Raw genomic sequence first — 21,781 nt, 5'->3', positions numbered from 1 at the left:
AAATCCTTTTACTTCATGTCTTTCAGTTTAAGCGCAGCTTCTTCAGCAAAATAGGTCCAGATACCATCTGCACCGGCACGACGACAGCTCATCAATGATTCTAAAATGACGCTATCAGATAACCAGCCATTTTGAATTGCCGCAGCCAGCATCGCGTATTCGCCACTGACCTGATAGACAAAGGTTGGTACGCCAAAAGTGTCTTTGACTTCGCGGACGATATCCAGATAAGGCATGCCCGGTTTAACAATCACCATGTCTGCACCTTCCTGAATATCCAGCGCAATTTCATGCAGGGCTTCAGCACGGTTACCGACATCCATCTGGTAATTGTATTTATTGCCGCCTTTTAAATTGCTGGCAGAACCGACTGCATCACGGAACGGACCATAGAAACTTGATGCATATTTGGCTGAATAGGCCATGATGGAGGTATAGATATGACCATTTTTTTCAAAGGCCTGACGAATCGCACCGATCCGGCCATCCATCATGTCACTTGGAGCAAACACATCTGCACCGGCTTCGGCATGGCTCAAGCCCTGTTTAATCAGGCACTCGACCGTTTCATCATTTAAGACATAACCGTTCTCATCAATAATGCCATCCTGACCATGTGTGGTATACGGGTCTAATGCGCCGTCAGTAATCAGCACCATTTCTGGCAGTTCTTTTTTCAATAAACGCAAGGTGTTTTGTACCAGACCATCTTCACGCCACGCAGCTTCTGCAGTCAGGCTTTTATCTTCTTGTGGGGTGACGGGGAATAGCGCCAGTTTATTGACACCGAGTTCCAGCAGACGTTCTGATTTTTTTAACAACAAGTCCGCTGACAGGCGCTGGATATTCGGCATACTTGGAATATCTTGGGTCTGGTTTTGTCCTGGCAGGACAAATACTGGATAAATGAGATGATCTGCCGCGAGATGGGTTTCACGAACCATCGAACGTAAATGTTCATTTTTACGAATACGACGCATGCGAGTTGCAGGAAATGCGGGACGATTGAACGTATAAGTCATAAAAATCTCAGTAATCAGTATTAAACTAGGCCTCTATTGTAGCCCTAACTCAAATTTTTGGGCATAAATTAGCGGTTTTTATTGTGGTGGATTCGGGCAGAGTGATGAGTAAGACAGAGAGAAACTGGACAGGTAATATACATCCGGGCTCGAAAGTGGATATTGATGTAGTCCTGAACCAGCTGGTACATGCTTTTAATAGCTCTCCTTTTTTTAACTATAACGGCATGACCATGCGGGTGGTCGAGGGCCAGATTGAGGCCTATGTTGAAATGCAGGATTTCATGATTGGTAATGTGGCTTTCCAGATTCTGCATGGCGGTCTGGCTGCAACTGTACTGGATAGTGTCGGTGGTATTGTGGCTATGGGCGAACTGTATAAAAAAGCCGAACCGGAAACCATTGCCGAGACTATTAAAAAGGTATCGCGTCTGGCGACGGTCGATATGCGGGTGGATTATCTGGCGCCTGGACGTGGCAAATATTTTATTGCACGTGCAGAAACCTTACGTTTGGGGCGTAAGGGCTGCACCATGCGCATGACCATGGTCAATGATGAAGATAAAGCGATTGCAACAGCGATTGCGTCTTATGCCTATTAATGAAATCGTGAATTGAGAAAGTTAAAAAGCACTGTTTAACAGTGCTTTTTTTATAATGATCAAATATGAACCTAGAGGATTTAGAGATCAGATTTAGCCCGTTTCAAGGCATTTTGCCATTTGGCTAAATGCATTTCTTTTTCGTCATTTTGCATTTTGGGTTCAAAAGCACGGTCCAGCTGCCAGGACTGGGAAATTTCATCCAGGTTTGAAAATACGCCAGCTTTTAATCCGGCCATAGCGGCCGCGCCCCAAGCAGTAGCTTCCAGCATTTTCGGACGCAGTACCGGTACATTCAGAATATCGGCCTGAAATTGCATCAGCATGTCATTGCTGCTGGCACCACCATCAACCCGCAGTTCTTTAAGGGGATGTGCAATATCAGATTGCATCGCACTGAGCACATCCGATACCTGAAAGGCGATTGATTCTAATGCGGCACGAGCGATATGCGCTTTGGTCGTACCGCGTGACATGCCACAGAGTAAGGCACGTGCTTCACTATCCCAATGCGGCGCGCCCAGTCCGGTAAATGCGGGAACCAGAACCACGCCGTCACTATGCTCGACCTGATGCGCCAGTTTTTCCACATCACTGCTTTTTTGAATAATTCCGAGGCCATCGCGTAACCATTGCACTACAGCACCAGCCATAAATACGCTGCCTTCGAGCGCATAGGTAGTTTGGCCCTGGGCTTGCCAGGCGAGAGTAGAAAGCAGCTTGTTCTGGCTAAGCTGAATGTTATGTCCGGTATTGAACAGCATAAAGCAGCCAGTACCATAGGTGTTTTTAGCACTGCCCACCTCAAAACAGGACTGGCCAAAGAGTGCAGACTGCTGATCCCCCAAAATTCCGGTAATGGGAATATTGGCCCCCAGTAAGCCAGAAGCCGTGTCAGCGACATAACAGTCAGAAGAGATAATTTTCGGTAAGACCGAAACCGGGATATTAAACAGCTCGAGTAGCTCTTCATCCCACGATTGTTGCTGCAGATTCATTAACATGGTACGAGAAGCGTTACTGGCTTCAATGACGTGCTCTGCACCTTGGGTCAGATTCCAGATCAGCCAGCTATCGATAGTGCCAAATGCCACATGGCCCTGTTCAGCAAGTGCCCGTACCCCCTCGACATGCTCTAAAAACCAGACCAGTTTTCCCGCACTAAAATAAGGATCAATCCGTAGGCCGGTTTTTTGCTGAATTTTGGACATCAGGCCTTGTTCAATCAGCCGGTTACACCAGTCAGATGTACGACGGTCCTGCCAGACGATTGCCGGAGCGAGCGGTTTGCCGTTTCGACGATCCCAGACTACGGTCGTTTCGCGCTGGTTAGTCAGGCCAAGGGCTTTAATATCTTTTGCCAGAATACCTGCAGTCGCCAAAGCTTGTTGTACCACGGCAATCTGTGAGCTCCAGATTTCTTGAGCATCCTGTTCCACCCAGCCCGAATGTGGGGTGTGGATATGCGCTTCACGTTGAGCCGTTGCCTGAACTTGTCCATGTTCATTAAAAATAATGGCCCGACTTGACGTAGTTCCCTGATCTAGTGCCAGTAAATAGCTCATAATTTTTCTGTTATTTGGCTTGAAAAGTAAAATATTAGCGCAATAATGTAATTAAGCGCATCAAGTTGTGTAAATGTTCAGAAAATACATCGTAATTTTTGACATTTATGCTATGATTGCCTTGTACTTTGGGGGTGTTTCTGGCTTCGACGCTGGTGATGAAACTCATAGATGCATGCCGAGAGCGCATTTTCTCTCGTAAATCAAATTTGCATTTTTTAGTCGCAAACGACGAATCATACGCTCTAGCTGCCTAAGGGCAGCTTGTCCGCCTCTCCGAATACTTGTGGTTAGAGAGTCCGACTGAAGCGCACGCACACAAGTCCGTATAAAGCCAAGCCTCGGGGCTTTGTACTAAATTAAGAGGATCGCGATTTGTACCCTGTTCGTCGGGTCACAAAGAGTTAAAACAATAGACGATATCTAAGCATGTAGTATTCTCGAGTGTAGTGCTGGCGGACGCGGGTTCAACTCCCGCCACCTCCACCAAAATTCTTTCCGAAGTAATCCGTCGGAATCTGAAAAAGCCTTTAAACTCAATGTTTAAAGGCTTTTTTATTGGCTGTATTGTCCGACCCTATCCTAAGCTGTTTGACCCTATTTTTGCTTTATGTGGGTCAAAATTGGGACAATTTGACCCACTAAATAAGTTTAATTATGTGGGACAAAGATATGTCACTTACTGATGTGCAATGTAAAAAAGCACTACCGCAGGAAAAACAGTATCGCCTTTCTGATATTAATGGTCTGTCTTTACGAATCGATCCGAATGGCAAAAAATATTGGTCTATCAGATACACGGAAAATGGACAAAGGAAGTCCAAAGCATTAGGTATCTATCCTGAGCTAAGTTTAAAGCGTGCACGGGAGATCGCGCTTGATCTGAGATACAAACTCAAAAATACAACTGAGGTTGAGCAGGAGCAGCCTTATTTTAAGGAAGTCGCAGAGGATTGGTTCAATAATCAAAAAGAAACCTGGTCATCCAAACATATTAGTAATGTTCGGGCTTCCTTGGATGAGCTTTATATTGCTCTTGCTAATAAGCGTATTAATCAAATTCAGGCACCTGAGATTCTGCAGATCATTAAGAAGATTGAAGCTAGAGGGGCGTTTGAAATTGCAAAACGTACCTTGTCTCGTTGCGGCATGGTCATGAAATATGCCATTGCACATGGATACCGCTATGATAATCCGGCAGGTGATCTGGTTTATGCCCTCAAGAACAAAAGAGTCAAAAATCTGGCTTCGCTTACTGCCTCTGAAATGCCTGAATTTTTAAGAAAGGTAAGAGCATACCCAAGTGATGCTCAAACACATCATGCCATTATTCTGATCATGCTGACAGGCGTTCGAGTTAGTGAATTGCTGCAATCACGCTGGGAGGAATTTGATCTGGAAGGGCGTAAGTGGGATATCCCTGAAGAGCGGATGAAGAACCGTCTTCCACATCGTGTACCGTTGACGGACATGATGATTGCCGAGCTTCAGGCTTTGAGACTTACCCATAATCAGGAACTGCTATTTCCACATCGTTTAAATAACAAAGAACCTATGCGTAGCGAGTCTATTTTAGCCGTGATCAAGCGTTCGGGCTATGCAGGTCGGATGACCACACATGGTTTTAGATCGCTATTCAGTACAGTCGTAAACGAATCGAATCTGTTCAACCCGGATGCAATTGAACGTCAGCTTGCTCATGTACCTCAGAATAGAATTCGCTCTGCATATAACCGAGCGCAATACTGGGATGAGAGGGTAGGGTTGATGGAGTGGTATGGGGAAAAGGTTAAAGAATGGCTTTAAGCAAACAATACTATTAGCTGAAAAAACGGACACATGATGTCCGTTTTTTTACGTTTGAATGATGTCTTTTAGACACTTATTGGTGAATTAAGCAAAGATGAAATTTAAATTTCTGATGGTTAGGGTGTGTTTAAAAATAAAATTTGATAGAGTGAAGATAGGGTCTTAAATTGAAAATAAGATTGGTAATAAAGCGATATAGGTTTTAATTTATTTTTGGGGGAATAGTGGTGATTCAGCAGATTAGTTGCCAACAACGGATTAAGGAAATTTCTGAGATTTTGAGATTTTGGAGGAGAATCAGGAAAAGTGATTTTTATTATAGTGATTCGAATTTTCAATGTGAAAGCAGATTGCCACTGTCAAATTCACGGTGGCAAATGCTTCAGTGTCTTTACGAGTTTAGCTTATTAAAAGCCTATGGGGAATATATTTCTAATCAGTTTGAAAACCAACTACTAGATTCTATTTACAATAGTGTTGGTGTTCCGAGGGGTGATTTAGAATGTAGATCTGAGATACCTCTGGGCTCGCTTTTGAATGGCGCTCTCTTTCTACCAGCTCAAATTCTGTATCCAGATGTTTTTCGACAAAAAATCGATCATTACTTAAGCCAACTTATTAAAGCTAACTTTCCTAGAGAAAATATTGATACAAAATCATCTAGCTTCATCCGCCAGCAGATTTCTGTAACAGATGGTTTTTTGGTCAATATGGATGATTGTATTGGTCATTTTAAAGAACGGTTGGATGCGTGTTTTAAATATTCAAAGTCATTAAAGTTTATAAGCTTAAACTTGCTGTATGTAGATCCTAAACCTTCTTTTGTACTTGGTCTTTCTGTTGAATCATTACAACATGCGAGAGAACGCTGTGAAAAACACTTACAAAAATTTTTGAAAAAATTAGATCACGTAGACGGGTTGCTCACCAATTTTAACAAAATAGAATATGGCGTGAATTCAACCTTTAATATTTTTGGAATTTTCATCTTCAAGAATAAAGATCACATCACCTTATCAATGATGGCGTCTCAAATTCAGAAAGTTTGGTATAGCACCTTTAATGAGCTGACATATTATGAAAGAAATAGTTCATACCCAGATCAAATTACAATTACTCATCCTTATGTGCAACGTGTAGAAAATCATCAATGGTCTAATCTTGTGACCGAGGGAATGTTGAGGAAAGATTCTGCACGCTATACTAATTTTGTACGATTTACACTGAATTACATGGCGAATCAGACTAATTTATTTAAGGTCATGGTTGCAGGCAAAGAGTTACCTGGTGGTAATGCACATTACTATCCTGATCCTAAAAACGAACTGATTCCATTTAATACAAAAAGCTTCAAGACAAAGCGTAAGGTTGTAAAAAAGCCTAAAAGTAGCACAATAAATTTTTTCAGTACGATTGCTAAAAAGTTCACTCTGACTCAAATGGTGAAAACAAAATTAGAGGAAATTGAAATCTGTTATGGTTTTTTGGCAAATGATTTGCAAAGAACTTATCCAGCAGACTTTGCATACGAGTCGATCGATTTGCTCTTGAAAGCTGAAATGTTTGTGTATATAGCAGGAGAATGGAAGCAAGGTATTTCTCAGCCAGCGTACGGAGGGACTAGATCTGTAGGAACCGACCTTAATCAGCTATATGAATTGTTCTTTGAATTTGTTGATCTAAAAACACATTTTGATGGCTTAAGTGCAATTTTTGCTAAATATGGCTTTATATTTAGTATTAGAGTCTTAACCCTTTATGTTGCTATCAAATCAATTTTAATCAATAGAGATAGATTTCACACACAGGTCGTATCCCCTTATGAGGAAAGATCGCAACTAATTGATAATATACGTAATATTTTATCAAGAGATTTGGATCAACTTCTAGGGTTTGTAGAAGAGTTACCGAAAAAAGGGTGTGGATCCTTGAATCGATGTAACTACATTAAAAATATACTGATTCCAAAAAATAAAAACAGCAAAGTTCAAGCAACGCTAACTTCCCAGCAAGCGCAAAGTAAAAAAGCTTATCGGTCTTATATAGATTACTGGTCTGAACAAAAAGGCTTTGATGGGACACATATTTTTATCGGATTTAAAGTGAAATGTTCTAATTTTGTTGAAAATTTTGAAGCTATAGATTCTGCAGTCCGTAATTCAATTGATTTACTGAAAAAATCAGAAGGGTCAAAAATCTATGCTTATCTAGGCCATTGGTGTGTTTTTCAAAATGTGGATATTGGGGAAAGAGAGTATCAATTTAAGATTTTATTTTCATTAGACACACACTATGTCGAGTATGACCAGTCCTCAGAAATTTTAGGGCATACTTTTAAGCAGAAGTATTTTTCAAAATTAGAAGCTGTATTTGATAGATATAATCAGAGCTGTGAGGATGACATTGCAAAGGTTGGTATACAAGAAATTCCAATACAATCGGAAATTATCAATTTTAATAATTTACAGCCAGTTAAAGAGATCACAAAAGAAATTGTGTATAAGTGGTTTTATGAAGTAAGCCATAGATTTCAATATTTTATACTTACACCAATTTCCCCCAAAAAAGTTGTGAAAGGAATAAAGGTCTACAAGAAGCGCAAATAGAACTTTATGACTTAACTATCGTAATGAACAAATCTTAAAATCTAATAGCCTTGTCGAGAGTTTAAAAGTTGGATTATGCGGCTAGGCTATGTTGGTTGTTCGTACAATAAGGCGGTTTTTTCTATTATTATAGATAATATAACAACCAGTAAGTATTACATGTATATCTATAAAAATAACAGATAGATAAAGTAGAAATGAATGGACTCCTTGGCTGAATTGACCTGTTGGTTTGTAACTTCGACAGAATGAAATCGTCATTAGATATGTGCTAACACTTGATCAGTTATATATGCCTTCTTTAGATCATGACTTAACTTAAAAAAATAAGTCTATTGCTTAACTATGACTCTAATCATAGTTAAGGAAATTAAAGTGTTGCAATTCGATTTAGATCATCAGGCAGGTGTCATGTATGCCATTCATAACTTTGTTGATGTATGTCTTAATTTTGATATGACGAATGAAGCTTTTCTCTTCAATTTGGAACGCTTATGGTATGCATTTGAAGTGTTTGAACAAGAAGGGGTTGAGTACGCAGCATCGATTAGGGCGTTTATCGCAGTCACTGAGTTTGTTAATAGCCAGCGTGGAATACTCAGTTTTAGTGAATATCTATCAGATTGTTCTATAGGTGAAATTAAGGGGTTAAGACGAATCTTGCATGCGCATCGAGGGCTCATCCGTGAGGATATTACAAGATTTTATAGCCAAAAAGAACGGAATCGAGTTGGTCTACTTGAGGAGTTCGAGGGTGCGATTAAGGGATACTATTCAGTGCTGCTGATTCGAGTTGATCTGAGCTATAGCAAGGATAACCTGAGAGATATTACGGTACATGACTTCTATCAGCATATCGATAAGCTACGTGATGCGATTACTGATAAGAATGGTTGTTTTGATGCGCTGTTGACCTATGCAGTCGCATTGGAGCAGGGCATAACGAATGGGTTTCACACTCACTTGGGATTGGTGATTAACAAGTCAGAACATCATAATGATTATTATATTGCCAAGAAAGTGATTGATAAGTGGAAGGAGATTACATTAGGCAGGGGGAGTGGGTGGAACATCAATCATTCAGATAGTAAAAAGAACTACGAGGGTCAGGGGCGTTTAGGGATTGGAGATACTCGTCGAACGGGGCCGGAACAATGCAATAATGCTTTATGTGCCATTGCGTATCTCAGTGATCCTGAAAAATATGACCAAATGTTATTAGTTAAACTACAAGGACGTAAAACCTTTTATAAGGGGGATTATCAGCATCATGGCCGTCCTATTCCTGATACTGATGCAAATAGGAAAATCAAAGACTGGAATGGTCAAACCGCTTTAGCAAAGCTGGAAAGGGAGAGTTGGTTTAAAAAAATATGAACATACCAGTTCTATGAAGTCAATTAATTCATAGGACAGCACATGAGTCATTCAGAGTTTGAGTTTATTATAGCACCCCGTTTGGAACAGGATGTTTTAGAGTATTACCAAAGGATTCGATTTACCCCAATCCCCGAAGGTGTTGAATATAAGGAGCATCGAAAAAGCATAGATCAGGAGTTTAAACGAAAGCTGTCTGGTTATTTTACGGGGTGGCGTAGAATGATGACGGCCTGTATGAACGAGCATTTATGCTTTTCATTTTGGGTGGATAAGTTCTTTCAGGCTTACTGTAGCGTATTAAGAGAAGAACAGCTCAATCTCTTAGAAGTGACAGCGCATAAAACCTCAGCTTTCTATACGGAAAAGATCTTAAAAAGATTGAGAATGCTGTTTGAAAGTACCTGTTTATCTAAAGAAATGAATAAGCAGAATGAGCGATACGACAAGCGGATTGAAAAGTTGAGAGTGTCTTATTGCAATACAAGCCAGATCTACCCTGATGCTGTAGATTTGAAACTCGAACTAACTTTAAATGAAGTTGGGAATGAAATTAGCGATTTACAACAGTTATATCGATATTTTTTAAATTTCCAAAAAAAATTAGCTACAGCATTTTGGTATAGAACACAGGTGGTTTATCGTTTTTATCAGATTGTGCGGGATGCTGCGCAGCAATGCTACATTATTCATTTTTATCTAACGTTTAACCGATCGCTCTATTCTGACTCTCTTGGATATTGTAATGATATCAGGGAGCGTTGGCTGAAGGTGACTGGATATATGGGGACATGCATGTGTCCTGAAGAGAATCATCAACATGCTAGCTTGGATGCTGAGCAAGCACTTCAGATTGATCGAATTCTTCAAGAAGAAGCACAATGTCCGCTGGGTGCGTTAAATAAAATGCCCGAAAATCAAACGGGACTGTATGGACTTCCGAATAGAATCTGTATTTATCCTAAAACTTTTCAATGGTTTGATGGCGCACCAGTGCGACGCTAAAATTTTATATCATATCCCTTTACTTGCTTGACGCTCTACAACGTGCAGATTATCCTTAGCCTGCTGATCTACATCGTCAGCGGGTTTTGACAGACCCATTAACAAAGACAATATGTGAAATTTCATTTTGCATGTTGTGGACCCGTTCGTCCCCCTTTCTTTGCGGTAGGGCGGAGGGGGGACGCGCTTGCGCGTGCTGGTTTCTTTGTTACCAGTCTGTCAACCCTTCTTCGTTCTGCCACCATCAATTGACAGTGATTTGGCAGGATTCTTTTAAAACAAAGGAGTACGCCATGCGCTTACATCAATACTGTCTTTTATATTTCTCTTTTTTTATATTTGTGCCGATTAGTGATTAGACCTAAGGCTATGCAATCAACAGCATAGCTGTATCGATGACTTTCTAAGAATAAAACTTTTTCAATTACATATTACTGATATGAAGATGACTCTCTCATGCTGTTTTGAGGGCCGTAGATCCGGGTGCTTTACCGTCTAAATACTTCAAAAAAACATAGATGTTCATTCAACCATTCATGACATGGGGGACACTGGTTCTTGTAAAAACTGGTGATACCTATAAAAAAGAGAAAATGATTATGTTTAAAACCTTCCTAAAAACTGCCCTTATTTCATCATTGCTCGCAGGTGCATCTTTCGCGCAAGCAGGTTGGTTCGCTCAAGCGAGTGAATCTTATCTTGTTCAAGCGCGTCATACAGGGAATGGAGTCTATCAATGTCTCTATAAAACCAATCCTGGTAATCGTGGCTGGAAAAATTTTACAGTGACCTTTCAGGGTGGTTGTCCGCGCTTTGTTCACTACAATGCCAATAATGGCCAAGTTACCGTGCCTAACTAAGCGGGTGAGATCATGAATAATAAAACTTTATTAGGCTTGGCTGCAATTATTGCCATGACGATCATGGTCGTGGCTGGTTTTTATTTTAATTCCAAGTCAAATGGCCAGGCAGACACAGTTGCAACCACTGCTAAAGCCAGTGTGCCTCAAGGGGAAGAGGCAGTAACATCAACTATTATTCAGGGTGGTGATGAGGTTACAAACACTGATAAGGCAGATCTTCAAGAGAAGGTCGTAGCACCAGAGAAAAAATCACGGACCCCGGCATTACTCAGTTTTGAATTTGATCTTAATCAGGATAGCACTGGGACAATTGAGTCCATGATTCCTTATCGGGATTTACCTGAGTTTGAACAAGCCAAAATTCGTCAGTATCAAAATTATATTTTTGAGAAGACTGCCAAAGATACAGGTAAGTCTGTGAATGATTTTAGCCTGCAAGAGCGTGGAGCTATGGAAACAGAAGACCCTTCACATAGTGTCTATGTCTATAAATTCCATACTGGCAGTGATTGCGAAGTCCATATGGTCGATATCGATGCCAATACCGGTGATTATCAGGTCAGCTATAACTACTGCTAGAGCTTAACAGGTACAGCTGAATATTGAGTAAAGGACAAATTTATAATGAATATTTTAATTAAACCTATTCTGCTTAGCACTCTCTTGGTCACGGCTGGATGGATGCTATCGGGATGTAGCTCAAGTTTAGACCCGAACACTTTTACCGTCGAACTGAGTGTTGAGGATACGAGTAACTGGTATGCTCAAAATCAAACCGCTACTGTCTTAACGATTCGCTCCAATTCTCCTGATCCTATCGAAGCGAAAAATGTGTCGATCAATAACGGTCAATGTAGCTATGAGGGATATCGAAGAAAAGTTCAGTATCCACAATTCTTTAAGATGGGGCAGGTGTTGAAATTGCAGTTAACAGGATGTGGATATAGCAATGTAGTACAGGTAGATGTTGAAACTGACAAGGGCAATGCTAGTTATAGTTTTCAATAAAGATTAAGCACAAAACCAGTCACAATTGACTTAAAGACAAAACCGCATCCTTCGGGGTGCGGTTTTTTTATGCCTGACCTTCCAGTTTTTTAATAGGAATTGATCTATGTCTTTCATCCATTGTCCTTATTGCCAGTCTGCCAATATCAAGCAGATCGAATCTGGACACCCTCATGAACAGTATTTTGAACAGCTACGGTATTTTCTTTCCCCAGCCCAGATGGCGCTATTCGGAATAAAAATGGCGAAGAAGACCGGCGCTCCACCTTTAGCCGGTGCGATGGTTGGCGTGGTTATCGGTGGCGTGTTGGTCGTGGTCAGTCAATATTATTTTGAACGGCACTATGGTAATGCCATGAATTTTATCTGCCAGGACTGCCAGCAGCATTTTGCCTGGGTAAAGCCTGCTTAATGGGCCTAATCGATAGATCCTCATAGGTCTAAATACGATCTAGCTATGATCTCACAACCTTACATTTTTCAACACATGCTTTCTTCTAAGCATCTTCAATTTTTAAATTTTAAGATTAAGGAATATTAAATATGGCACATCAACTTGAACAAATGGCCTATATCGGTGATACCCCTTGGCATGGCTTAGGTAATCAACTCACTCAAAATCAGTCGATTGAAATCTGGGCCCAGCAAGCAGGCATGGATTGGCGGATTGAATCCTCAAATGTCAGTTACATGGCACAGAATGAACGTGGCCAAAGCATCATCATGCCCTATGAAGAACAGCGAGTGCTTTATCGTTCCGATACTCATGCGCCTCTGTCTGTGGTCAGTCAACGCTATCAGGAAGTCCAGCCGATGGAAATTCTGGAGTTTTATCGGGATCTGACTGAGCAATCCGGTTTTGAACTGGAAACAGCAGGTGTTCTGAAAGGCGGTAAAAAGTTTTGGGCATTGGCTCGTACTGGGCAAAGCACAGCACTGAAGGGCAAGGATGTCAGTAATGGCTATATTCTGCTGGCAACTGCCTGTGACGGTACACTGGCGACAACGGCACAGTTCACCAATATCCGGGTGGTATGCAATAACACCCTAGCCATTGCCCTACGCGGACAAAGCAGCAGTGCAGGTGTGGTGAAAGTCCCGCACAGTACCAAGTTTGATGCGGACAAAGTCAAACAGCAATTGGGCATTTCAGTTCGTGCATGGGATGAACACATGTATGAGATGAAGCAGCTCAGTCAGCGTAAAGTCACCCAAGGTGAGGCAGCAGCTTTCTTTGATGCAGTGTTCAACAATACCAGCATGAGTGTTGCAGATCAGGAAGAGAATATCATTCAGTTCTATCGCAATATTGCTACTCCAAATCCAACTAAAGAAAAGCCTGAACCGAATGGACGTGCCATGACTAAAGTCATGAACATGTTTAATGGACAGGGGCGAGGTGCAGAACTCAGCTCAGCCAAAGATACTGCCTATGGTTTGCTGTGTTCAATCACCGAGTTTGCTGACCATGAACGTCGTGCCATGAGTACCGATCACCGCCTCGATTCAGCCTGGTTTGGTGCAGGTGCTGCGTTAAAGCAGCGTGGACTAGAACAGGCGCTTCGCTTAGTGGTTTAAGTTTCATTTAAGCCAGTGCTATTACAATAATGGTCAAGGGTCATGCAGATGATTCTTCTCCAGTGAAACCCCCCTTTTGCCACATCTCCAGATGTGGCTTTTTTTATGCCGAAAATTTTACAGACCTCACTATTTATAAGGATCAAAGCATGAATCAGATTGCACCGATAAATACCTCTCAACTCCCTCATTTCCCAATTCCGAATGAGATGAATGAATCAAATACCGTAGCTAAACGAACAGCGACAGCCAAACGTTTAGCCAATACTAAAAATATGGATTACCAAGAATGGCTAGAAGTGCGTAAGCAAGGCATTGGCAGTAGTGATGCCGCAACCGCATGTGGATTGAATCCCTACATTTCAATGCTGGAACTGTGGATGATCAAGACCGGTCGAACTCAGCAGAATATAGATGATGACAGCTCAGGCGTTGCACCGTTGTATTGGGGCAAACAGCTAGAGCCATTGGTTGCTGAGTACTACAGTCTGCACACCAATAATAAAGTGAGACGAGTGAATGCCGTGCTTCAGCATCCCGATCCGGATAAGTCGTTTATGTTGGCAAATCTGGATTATGCGGTTGTGGGTAGTGATGACGTGCAGATCCTGGAGTGTAAAACAGCCGGAGAACATGGCGCTAAACTCTGGAGAGATGGTGTGCCTTTATACGTACTCTGTCAGGTGCAGCATCAACTTGCAGTCACAGGTAAACAGGCAGCGCATGTCTGTGTCCTGATCTGTGGGCATGAAACCAAGATCTTTAAAGTCAGCCGTTCTGAATCAGTGATTCAACACATTATTAAGGCAGAGGGTTATTTCTGGGAATGTGTGGAAACGGATACTCCGCCATCTGTAGATGCCAGTGAATCCGCAGCCAAAGCGATTCAGCAACTCTATCCAGCGCATATCCCACTAAGCGTTGAAGATCTCTCGCAAAATGAAAATGCCAACTTGATGTTCGATCAGCTCATCAAAATGAAGGAAGAGATTCAGCACAAGCAGGAACGCTTTGACCAGCTGAAGCATCACATCCAAATGCTGATGAAAGATGCTGAACGAGCCACCTTTGCTCATGGTTCTGTGGTGTGGAAGAAAGCCAAGGACTCAATCAGTCTGAATACCAAAGCATTGCTTCAGCATCAGCCTGAACTCATTGAGCTTTATCCACTTCAGAAGCAAGGCAGTCGTCGATTCAACATCTATACCGACTAAGTCTGTTTCAGCCCATTCAAATAGCGATGCACAAAAAACGTTCTCCGCCCTCCATTCGCTAGGAATAGAGGGCAATACGGTCGCGGCTTTTGTAGCGAGCTATATACATATTTATTGAATCAGGTGATCTACATAAAGCTGGATGATCTGTAAAAAAATCAAATTGAGGAAAATAGAATGATTAAAGGTTTAGCGATTACACCACCAGCTCTAGGGCGTATTAGTATTGGTCGGGTAGTAGAAAAGAATGGAAAACGCCTACCTGAAAAAGATGATCAGTTCACCATTACTTCCCAGATCCAAAGCAAGGAGAGTGGCTGGGTAAAACATCCACTGGATGAACAGCTTCGAGCCAATACTCCCAATCAAAAGCTACGCTCAATTCCTGTCAGAATGATCTTCAATGATCCTGACTTAAACCTACGTGCAGAATACAGCTTATTTGACCGCCAGACTGGACGGCCAGTCTGTGTCGGCAATGGAGAAACCTGCCAGCGTTTAACCAATCAAGGGGTAGAGCAACATCCATGCCCATCACCTGATTTATGTCCTCTGGCACAAGGCGGCAACTGTAAGCCCTATGGTCGTTTACATGTGAATTTGGATGATTCGGATGAATTTGGCACCTTCATCTTTAGAACCACCGGCTTTAACAGTATTCGGACTTTGGCAGCACGATTGAGTTATTACCATGCAGCTTCAGGAGGCTTATTATCTTGCTTGCCTTTGCAACTGACTTTAAGAGGCAAAAGCACCACACAAAGCTATCGTCAGCCGGTGTATTACGTGGATCTGACTTTACGGGAGGGCATTAGTCTGAATGATGCGATTACCCAAGCTAAGCAGATTGATGAACAGAGTAAGCAGGCCGGATTCTATCAAGAAGCTGTAGATCATATTGCCAGACGAGGTTTTGCCAATGCACGGTTTGAAACGGATATAGAGGAAGGCTTAGATGTGCTGGAAGAATACTATCCTGAACAAGAACAGAACCGGGCGGTGGAGCAACAAGCTTCGCCTGAAGAGTTTGTACAGGATATTCAGCAGGGGTTACAGCAAAGTGTAAGAGCTGTGAATTAAGCGAGAGGAGAGAAGATAGCTAACGTTAAATTTTACAGACCAGCTCTATTATTTGAGCGAATAGCCGCTCGCATCAATGATTAGGAGCTAGCCTCATGAATGCGTTTATCGGTCAAACATTTCAAATGAATCAACTCATCAGCATTAAGCAGGTCGTAGAATTTGTCGGTGTGGGGCGTTCTACCATCTACGAGATGATGGATGAGGACTCCCCCTACTATGATCCAACTTTTCCAAAGAAAGTTAAAATTACTCAAAATCGTATCGGCTGGTCAGCTTATGAGATCCATCAATGGATTGAAAGTAAGTTGGCGAGTCGAGAATAAGGGACGCTCTTAGCTCCCTTATTTTTTTATTTTCTTGTAGACTGAAAATGTCTTTTAGCCTAAGTGTCCGCAATGAAAACAATAGACTACTACAATAAACATGCAGAAGAATTTACAGCTTCAACTTTTGAAGTTGATATGGAAAGCCTATATAAGCCATTTTTAGCTGAGCTGCAGGAAGGTGCCAGGATTCTTGACGTTGGCTGTGGCTCTGGACGAGATACTTTAGCTTTTAAGAGAAAAGGCTATCACGTTGATGCAATCGACTACTCAGAAGAACTTGTTAAAAAGGCGACGGAACTTACTGGTATCCAAGTACATCATACAAGTTTTTATGACTTAGCTGACTCTGATAAATATGATGGTGTTTGGGCTTGTGCATCTTTGTTGCATTGTGAGCGAGATAAGTTGCTTGATGTATTGCATAGAATTCATCGTGCATTGCGCTGTACTGGCATTTGTTATATGTCTTTTAAATACGGCACAACGGATAGAGTAAAAGACGGCAGAGCATTTACCGATTTAGATGAAGAACAAGCTCAGGTATTGTTAGCTCAGTTGGATGGAGTTGCGGTAATAAAACAGTGGATCACTGTAGATAAACGCCCTGATCGAGATGAACAGTGGCTGAATGTACTTTGGAAAAAACATGTCTGACTTTATTCCTACGGCGCAGGAACAACTAAAGTTCCTTAAGAACATTCAGCTCATCTTACAATCAGGAAGTTTTAGTAGTACCTATAAATTTGCATTGCTCATTAGCCTTAGCCGATTGGCTATTGAAAAAGGTGAAGACTCAGGTGAGAGCCTATCACTTGAGTATGCTGAGATTGCAGAAAAGTTTATCGAGCTGTATTGGAAGCAGGCTGTACCGTATGTATTTAACGATGCAGGACAACTGATTTTAAATCAGAACAATGGTAAGCAAGCTGCCATTGTAAACCGAATCATCGAGCTTCGGCATAGTTACTCATCTCTTGGGCTGTTAAGACGAGACTCACTGGTATGGTTAAAGCTCGTTAAAGATGTGGCTCGTACTGTAAAAGACATGCCGGTACGTTATCTGCAAAACATCAATGGTCAAAATTTTGAGTTTTTATATCAGCTTGATCGGTGTGGAAAGCAACTTATTCTTCTACCGCAAGTCATGTTTTGCTTAAGGCAATTCAGTGAGATCATTGAAGAGCTGTGTCAGAAACGTTGGATCGACTATATCCGGAAGAATAGCAGCAATGCGTCCATCTTGAATCAATTACCTAATCTTGAACAATTCATGTTTGAGCCGAGTAGAAACCAGTTGAATGCGGTAGCAAATGTATTGGTCGATCTACAGGACTGCAAATGTTTCTACTGTAATAAGCCAATGAAAAAAGGCAATTATGCCGTTGATCATTTTATTCCTTGGTCCATGTATCCATCGGACACAGGGCATAACTTTGTATTGGCAGATTCAAGCTGTAATTCTAAGAAAAGTAATCTACTCGCATCTGATGAGTTTTTGCATAAGTGGAAAGAGCGAAATGAAGAAAAGGATTTGATTATTGTAGATCGAATCTCAGTTCTAGGTTTTTTAACTGACAAAGAGAGATCACATAAGGTAGCAGAGTGGGCTTATTCACATGGAAAAGAGAACAACTATTTAATGTGGAACGGTTGAAAAGGTTGATTGAACCAAACAATCTGGCTTCGACTAACCATTCTCGAATTTCTCTTATCAAGTTATTTCGCTATAATGTTCAACCAATTAAATACAATGCATTATTTAATGATTATTGTATTTTAAAATTTTGATTTTTAAAGGAAGTATTAATGACTAGTACCCAACAACGTGCAGCACTTCATCGCCAGATTTGGCAAATTGCCAACGAAGTACGTGGCGCAGTGGATGGTTGGGACTTTAAGCAATATGTCTTAGGTGCATTATTCTATCGTTTTATTTCTGAAAACTTTGCTCATTATATTTCGGGTGGTGATAAAGACATCAAATATAATGAGATGCCTGATAGTGTCATTACTCCTGAGATTAAAGATGACGCAATAAAAACCAAAGGTTACTTTATTTTACCTAGTCAAATTTTTAGCAAAGTGGTAAAGAGTGCCAATAATAATGAGAGCTTGAATACTGACTTAGCTAAAATTTTTTCAGCAATCGAAAGTTCTGCGAATGGTTATCCATCTGAGAAAGATATCAAAGGTTTATTTGCTGATTTTGACACTACTAGTAACCGTTTGGGTAATTCTGTTCCTGAGAAAAATAAACGTTTAGCTGCTGTACTGAAAGGTGTGGCAGCATTAGACTTTGGTGATGATATCCAAAATAGCCAAATTGATTTGTTTGGTGATGCCTATGAGTTTCTGATCTCTAATTATGCTGCAAATGCAGGTAAATCAGGTGGTGAGTTCTTTACACCTCAACATGTATCGAAACTGATTGCACAGTTAGCAATGCATAATCAAACGCATGTTAATAAAATTTATGACCCAGCATGTGGTTCAGGTTCTTTGCTTCTTCAAGCTAAGAAGCATTTTGATGCACACGTTATTGAAGATGGTTTTTTTGGACAAGAGATTAATCATACGACATATAACTTAGCACGTATGAATATGTTCTTGCACAATATTAATTACGATAAATTTAATATTCAACTCGGTGACACGCTACATCATCCGCATTTTATTGATGACAAACCATTTGATGCAATTGTATCGAATCCACCGTATTCAGTGAAATGGATTGGTTCAGATGATCCAACACTCATCAATGATGATCGTTTTGCACCTGCTGGTGTACTTGCGCCAAAGTCTAAAGCCGACTTTGCATTTGTATTACATGCTTTAAGTTACCTATCTGCCAAAGGTCGTGCAGCAATTGTTTGCTTCCCTGGTATTTTCTATCGTGGTGGGGCAGAGCAGAAAATTCGTCAATATCTGGTCGATAATAACTATGTTGAAACAGTAATTTCACTTGCACCAAACCTATTTTATGGTACGACTATCGCTGTAAATATTTTGGTGTTGTCAAAACATAAGAAAGATATGTCGATTCAGTTTATTGACGCAAGTGGTGAGGATTATTTTAAGAAAGAAACCAATACCAATGTTTTAACAGATGATCACATCAAGAAAATTATGCAGGTGTTTGATCGTAAAAATAATGTAGATCATTTTTCCCAGTCTATTCCTTTTGAGAGGATCAAAGCCAATGATTACAATTTGTCTGTAAGTAGTTATGTTGAAGCCAAAGATACTCGTGAGGTTGTCAATATTGTACAACTGAATGCAGAGCTGAAAAACACTGTAGCTAAAATTGATCAGCTTCGTAAAGATATAGAGACGATTGTTTCTGAGATAGAGGGCGAAGCATGAGTTTTTTAGAAAAGTTGCATGAAGTTAAGGTTGAATGGAAAGCATTAGGCGATATTGGTAGCTTTACTAGAGGAAAAAGATTTGTAAAAACAGATATGACTTCAGAGGGCGTGTCTTGTATTCATTATGGAGAAATGTACACTCATTATGGGGTTTGGGCAGAAGAATCAAAATCTTTCCTTGATGAAAGGTTAGCTAAAAAATTGCGCTTTGCTAATTGTGGAGATGTGATTATCGTTGCCGCTGGAGAAACTATAGAAGATATTGGAAATGGTACTGCTTGGTTAAGTAAAAATGATGTTGTGATTCATGATGCTTGTTTTTCTTACAAGAGTGATCTAAACCCTAAATATGTATCCTATTTTCTGAGAACTAATAGTTTTAAAGAGCAAATAAAAAAGAGCATCTCTTCAGGGAAAATATCTGCAATTAATGAAAATGGATTAAGTAAAGCCTTAATTCCCATTCCGTATCCAGAAAACCCTGAAAAATCTCTAAAAATTCAATCTGAAATTGTGAGAATTTTAGATACATTTAGCGCCATGACCGCTGAGCTGACCGCTGAGCTGACCGCTGAGCTTAGCATGATAAAGAGACAATTCAACTATTATCGTGATCAGTTGTTGAGCTTTGAAGAGGGAACAGGAGACCGGAAACCATTAGGTGAATTGGCAGAAAATCTTGATTCTAAAAGAAAACCAATTACGAGTAGTTTAAGGGATGCGGGGGAAATTCCTTATTACGGTGCCTCTGGAATTGTTGATTATGTGAAAGACTATATTTTTGATGGAGATTTTCTACTCGTTTCGGAAGATGGTGCAAACTTATTAGCTCGGAATACACCTATCGCATTTAGCATTAGTGGTAAAACTTGGGTGAATAACCATGCACATGTTCTAAAATTTAATACTTATGCTGAACGAAAATATGTTGAATATTATTTAAATAGTATAGATTTAACACCTTATATCTCAGGTGCGGCCCAACCAAAGCTTAATAAAAAGAATTTAGAAAGCATTCCTATTCCGAATCCCTCATTCGCAGAAAAAGAAAGAATCGTTGAAATTCTCGATAAGTTCGATGCATTAACAAGCTCTATTACTGAGGGTTTACCACGTGAAATTGAACTGCGCCAACAGCAGTATGAATATTATCGTAATCTATTATTTAGTTTTCCAAAGTCTGAAACGGTAGAAGTCTAATATGAGTAATACTTTAGGGGAAGTTGCTCAGCAACTAAAGGACGCTCAGAAGAAGGTACAGTTAATTTATGCTTTTAACGGGACTGGAAAAACACGCTTGTCACGAGAGTTTAAAAAACTAATCGCGGATAATGATGGGGGGGAGCCTGATGGCCCAACATCTACACGCGAAAAAATTCTTTATTATAATGCATTTACTGAAGACCTGTTTTATTGGGATAATGATTTAGAAGTGAATTTAGAACCTAAACTCAAAATTCAACCCAATACTTATACAGATTGGTTGCTTACCCTCCTGAAAGATCTGGGGCAAGATGGAAACATTGTTAAATATTTCCAACATTATACCAATGATAAATTAACACCGAACTTTAGTGCAGATTTAACAGAAGTTACTTTTACTTTTGAGCGTGGTGATGATGAGAACTTTGGAAATTTAAAAATATCTAAAGGCGAAGAAAGTAATTTTATCTGGAGTGTATTTTATACACTGCTAGATCAAGTGATTACGATACTCAATGTTGCTGATCCAACAGATCGAGAAACGAATCAATTTGATCAATTAGAGTATGTCTTTATTGATGATCCAGTGAGTTCATTGGATGAAAATCATTTGATTCAATTAGCGATTGATCTAGCGCGATTAATAAAATCAAGTGATTCCAATCTTAAATTCGTCATTACTACACATAATCCATTATTTTATAATGTAATGTATAACGAGTTTAGTCGTGCAAATAAATATATATTTCGAAAATCTGAAAGTGACACAATAACCTATAAATTAATGAAACAGGACTATGACTCACCTTTTTCATATCACCTTTACTTAAAAAATGAACTACTAGAAGCTGCAAACTCAGGTGATATACATAAATATCACTTCAATTTTCTACGGAATGTTCTAGAGAAAACATCTACATTTTTAGGTTATAACGAATGGGGTGAATTATTACCAGTTGTTGAGGGGAGTGATTCTGTGAGTAGTGCGAACCCTTATGCGCGAATTATCAATTTGTATAACCATGATAAGCATTCAGCTGATGAAATTAAGGAAGTACACGAAGATCACAAACGAGTATTCAAGTTTTTGGTTGGTGAGTTAGATAAAATTTATAAGGGAAATAGACAGTATTAAAATACTGACTTTAAGGGGTG

20 protein-coding genes and 1 other RNA gene are annotated in these 21,781 nt (G+C 40.3%); 19 read left to right on the top strand and 2 right to left on the bottom strand.

Annotated elements, in window-relative coordinates; genetic code table 11:
* Window positions 1-8: 8 nt before the first annotated feature.
* On the bottom strand, window positions 9-1,022 hold the full coding sequence (gene hemB / locus BFN00_RS01200; RefSeq protein ID WP_004279288.1) for a porphobilinogen synthase: 1,014 nt from the start codon (window positions 1,020-1,022) through the stop codon (window positions 9-11).
* Between the two features lie 104 nt (window positions 1,023-1,126).
* On the opposite strand from hemB, the gene BFN00_RS01195 reads away from it, so the two are divergent.
* Window positions 1,127-1,624 (top strand): thioesterase family protein, encoded by a 498-nt coding sequence (locus BFN00_RS01195; protein ID WP_004279290.1) that lies wholly within the window; start codon window positions 1,127-1,129, stop codon window positions 1,622-1,624.
* Window positions 1,625-1,704: 80 nt separating this feature from the next.
* On the opposite strand, the gene glpK is transcribed toward BFN00_RS01195, so the two are convergent.
* Window positions 1,705-3,189 carry a glycerol kinase GlpK gene (gene glpK, locus BFN00_RS01190; protein WP_004279291.1) on the bottom strand — a complete coding sequence of 495 codons (1,485 nt, stop codon included), beginning with the start codon at window positions 3,187-3,189 and terminating at the stop codon, window positions 1,705-1,707.
* Window positions 3,190-3,319: 130 nt separating this feature from the next.
* On the opposite strand from glpK, the gene ssrA reads away from it, so the two are divergent.
* From ssrA to BFN00_RS01100, 18 genes are all read left to right on the top strand, one after another.
* Window positions 3,320-3,678: a transfer-messenger RNA gene (gene ssrA / locus BFN00_RS01185) on the top strand.
* A gap of 183 nt (window positions 3,679-3,861) precedes the next feature.
* Entirely contained in the window at window positions 3,862-4,995 is a 1,134-nt protein-coding gene (locus BFN00_RS01180; RefSeq protein WP_071850225.1) for a tyrosine-type recombinase/integrase, read from the top strand.
* A 230-nt stretch (window positions 4,996-5,225) separates the two neighbouring features.
* On the top strand, window positions 5,226-7,604 hold the full coding sequence (locus BFN00_RS01175; protein WP_143115407.1) for a hypothetical protein: 2,379 nt from the start codon (window positions 5,226-5,228) through the stop codon (window positions 7,602-7,604).
* A 375-nt stretch (window positions 7,605-7,979) separates the two neighbouring features.
* Window positions 7,980-8,981, top strand: a complete 1,002-nt coding sequence (locus tag BFN00_RS01170) for a YagK/YfjJ domain-containing protein (RefSeq protein ID WP_071850224.1) — start codon at window positions 7,980-7,982, stop codon at window positions 8,979-8,981.
* A gap of 42 nt (window positions 8,982-9,023) precedes the next feature.
* Window positions 9,024-9,986 (top strand): hypothetical protein, encoded by a 963-nt coding sequence (locus BFN00_RS01165; protein ID WP_071850210.1) that lies wholly within the window; start codon window positions 9,024-9,026, stop codon window positions 9,984-9,986.
* Window positions 9,987-10,585: 599 nt separating this feature from the next.
* Entirely contained in the window at window positions 10,586-10,846 is a 261-nt protein-coding gene (locus BFN00_RS01160) for a hypothetical protein (RefSeq protein WP_071850223.1), read from the top strand.
* A gap of 12 nt (window positions 10,847-10,858) precedes the next feature.
* Window positions 10,859-11,428, top strand: a complete 570-nt coding sequence (locus BFN00_RS01155; RefSeq protein ID WP_071850209.1) for a hypothetical protein — start codon at window positions 10,859-10,861, stop codon at window positions 11,426-11,428.
* A gap of 45 nt (window positions 11,429-11,473) precedes the next feature.
* On the top strand, window positions 11,474-11,857 hold the full coding sequence (locus tag BFN00_RS01150; protein ID WP_071850208.1) for a hypothetical protein: 384 nt from the start codon (window positions 11,474-11,476) through the stop codon (window positions 11,855-11,857).
* Window positions 11,858-11,963: 106 nt separating this feature from the next.
* A complete protein-coding gene (locus BFN00_RS01145; protein ID WP_071850207.1) occupies window positions 11,964-12,269 on the top strand; it encodes a hypothetical protein in 306 nt (101 codons plus the stop codon).
* Window positions 12,270-12,400: 131 nt separating this feature from the next.
* Window positions 12,401-13,435: a DUF932 domain-containing protein gene (locus BFN00_RS01140; RefSeq protein WP_071850206.1), complete on the top strand. Its 1,035-nt coding sequence runs from the start codon at window positions 12,401-12,403 to the stop codon at window positions 13,433-13,435.
* Window positions 13,436-13,584: 149 nt separating this feature from the next.
* The gene (locus tag BFN00_RS01135) at window positions 13,585-14,649 is read left to right on the top strand and encodes a YqaJ viral recombinase family nuclease (RefSeq protein ID WP_071850205.1); all 1,065 of its coding nucleotides are present in this window, start codon (window positions 13,585-13,587) and stop codon (window positions 14,647-14,649) included.
* Between the two features lie 177 nt (window positions 14,650-14,826).
* Window positions 14,827-15,729, top strand: coding sequence for a recombination directionality factor (locus tag BFN00_RS01130; RefSeq protein ID WP_071850204.1), 903 nt, complete (start codon window positions 14,827-14,829; stop codon window positions 15,727-15,729).
* 95 nt (window positions 15,730-15,824) lie between these two features.
* The gene (locus BFN00_RS01125) at window positions 15,825-16,055 is read left to right on the top strand and encodes a helix-turn-helix transcriptional regulator (RefSeq protein WP_005096077.1); all 231 of its coding nucleotides are present in this window, start codon (window positions 15,825-15,827) and stop codon (window positions 16,053-16,055) included.
* Between the two features lie 72 nt (window positions 16,056-16,127).
* Window positions 16,128-16,712 (top strand): class I SAM-dependent methyltransferase, encoded by a 585-nt coding sequence (locus BFN00_RS01120; protein ID WP_071850203.1) that lies wholly within the window; start codon window positions 16,128-16,130, stop codon window positions 16,710-16,712.
* The gene (locus tag BFN00_RS01115; RefSeq protein WP_071850202.1) at window positions 16,705-17,712 is read left to right on the top strand and encodes a DUF8808 domain-containing protein; all 1,008 of its coding nucleotides are present in this window, start codon (window positions 16,705-16,707) and stop codon (window positions 17,710-17,712) included. The genes BFN00_RS01120 and BFN00_RS01115 overlap by 8 nt, the downstream gene beginning before the upstream one ends.
* A 152-nt stretch (window positions 17,713-17,864) precedes the next feature.
* Window positions 17,865-19,421, top strand: coding sequence for a type I restriction-modification system subunit M (locus BFN00_RS01110; protein WP_071850201.1), 1,557 nt, complete (start codon window positions 17,865-17,867; stop codon window positions 19,419-19,421).
* Window positions 19,418-20,623, top strand: a complete 1,206-nt coding sequence (locus BFN00_RS01105; protein WP_071850200.1) for a restriction endonuclease subunit S — start codon at window positions 19,418-19,420, stop codon at window positions 20,621-20,623. Before BFN00_RS01110 ends, BFN00_RS01105 begins: the two co-directional genes overlap by 4 nt.
* A gap of 1 nt (window position 20,624) precedes the next feature.
* The gene (locus BFN00_RS01100; protein WP_071850199.1) at window positions 20,625-21,761 is read left to right on the top strand and encodes an AAA family ATPase; all 1,137 of its coding nucleotides are present in this window, start codon (window positions 20,625-20,627) and stop codon (window positions 21,759-21,761) included.
* Window positions 21,762-21,781 lie beyond the last annotated feature (20 nt).

The organism is Acinetobacter sp. AR2-3, from assembly GCF_001878775.1.
Classification (GTDB): domain Bacteria; phylum Pseudomonadota; class Gammaproteobacteria; order Pseudomonadales; family Moraxellaceae; genus Acinetobacter; species Acinetobacter lwoffii_D.
This window is presented reverse-complemented; position numbering and strand designations above follow the sequence as displayed.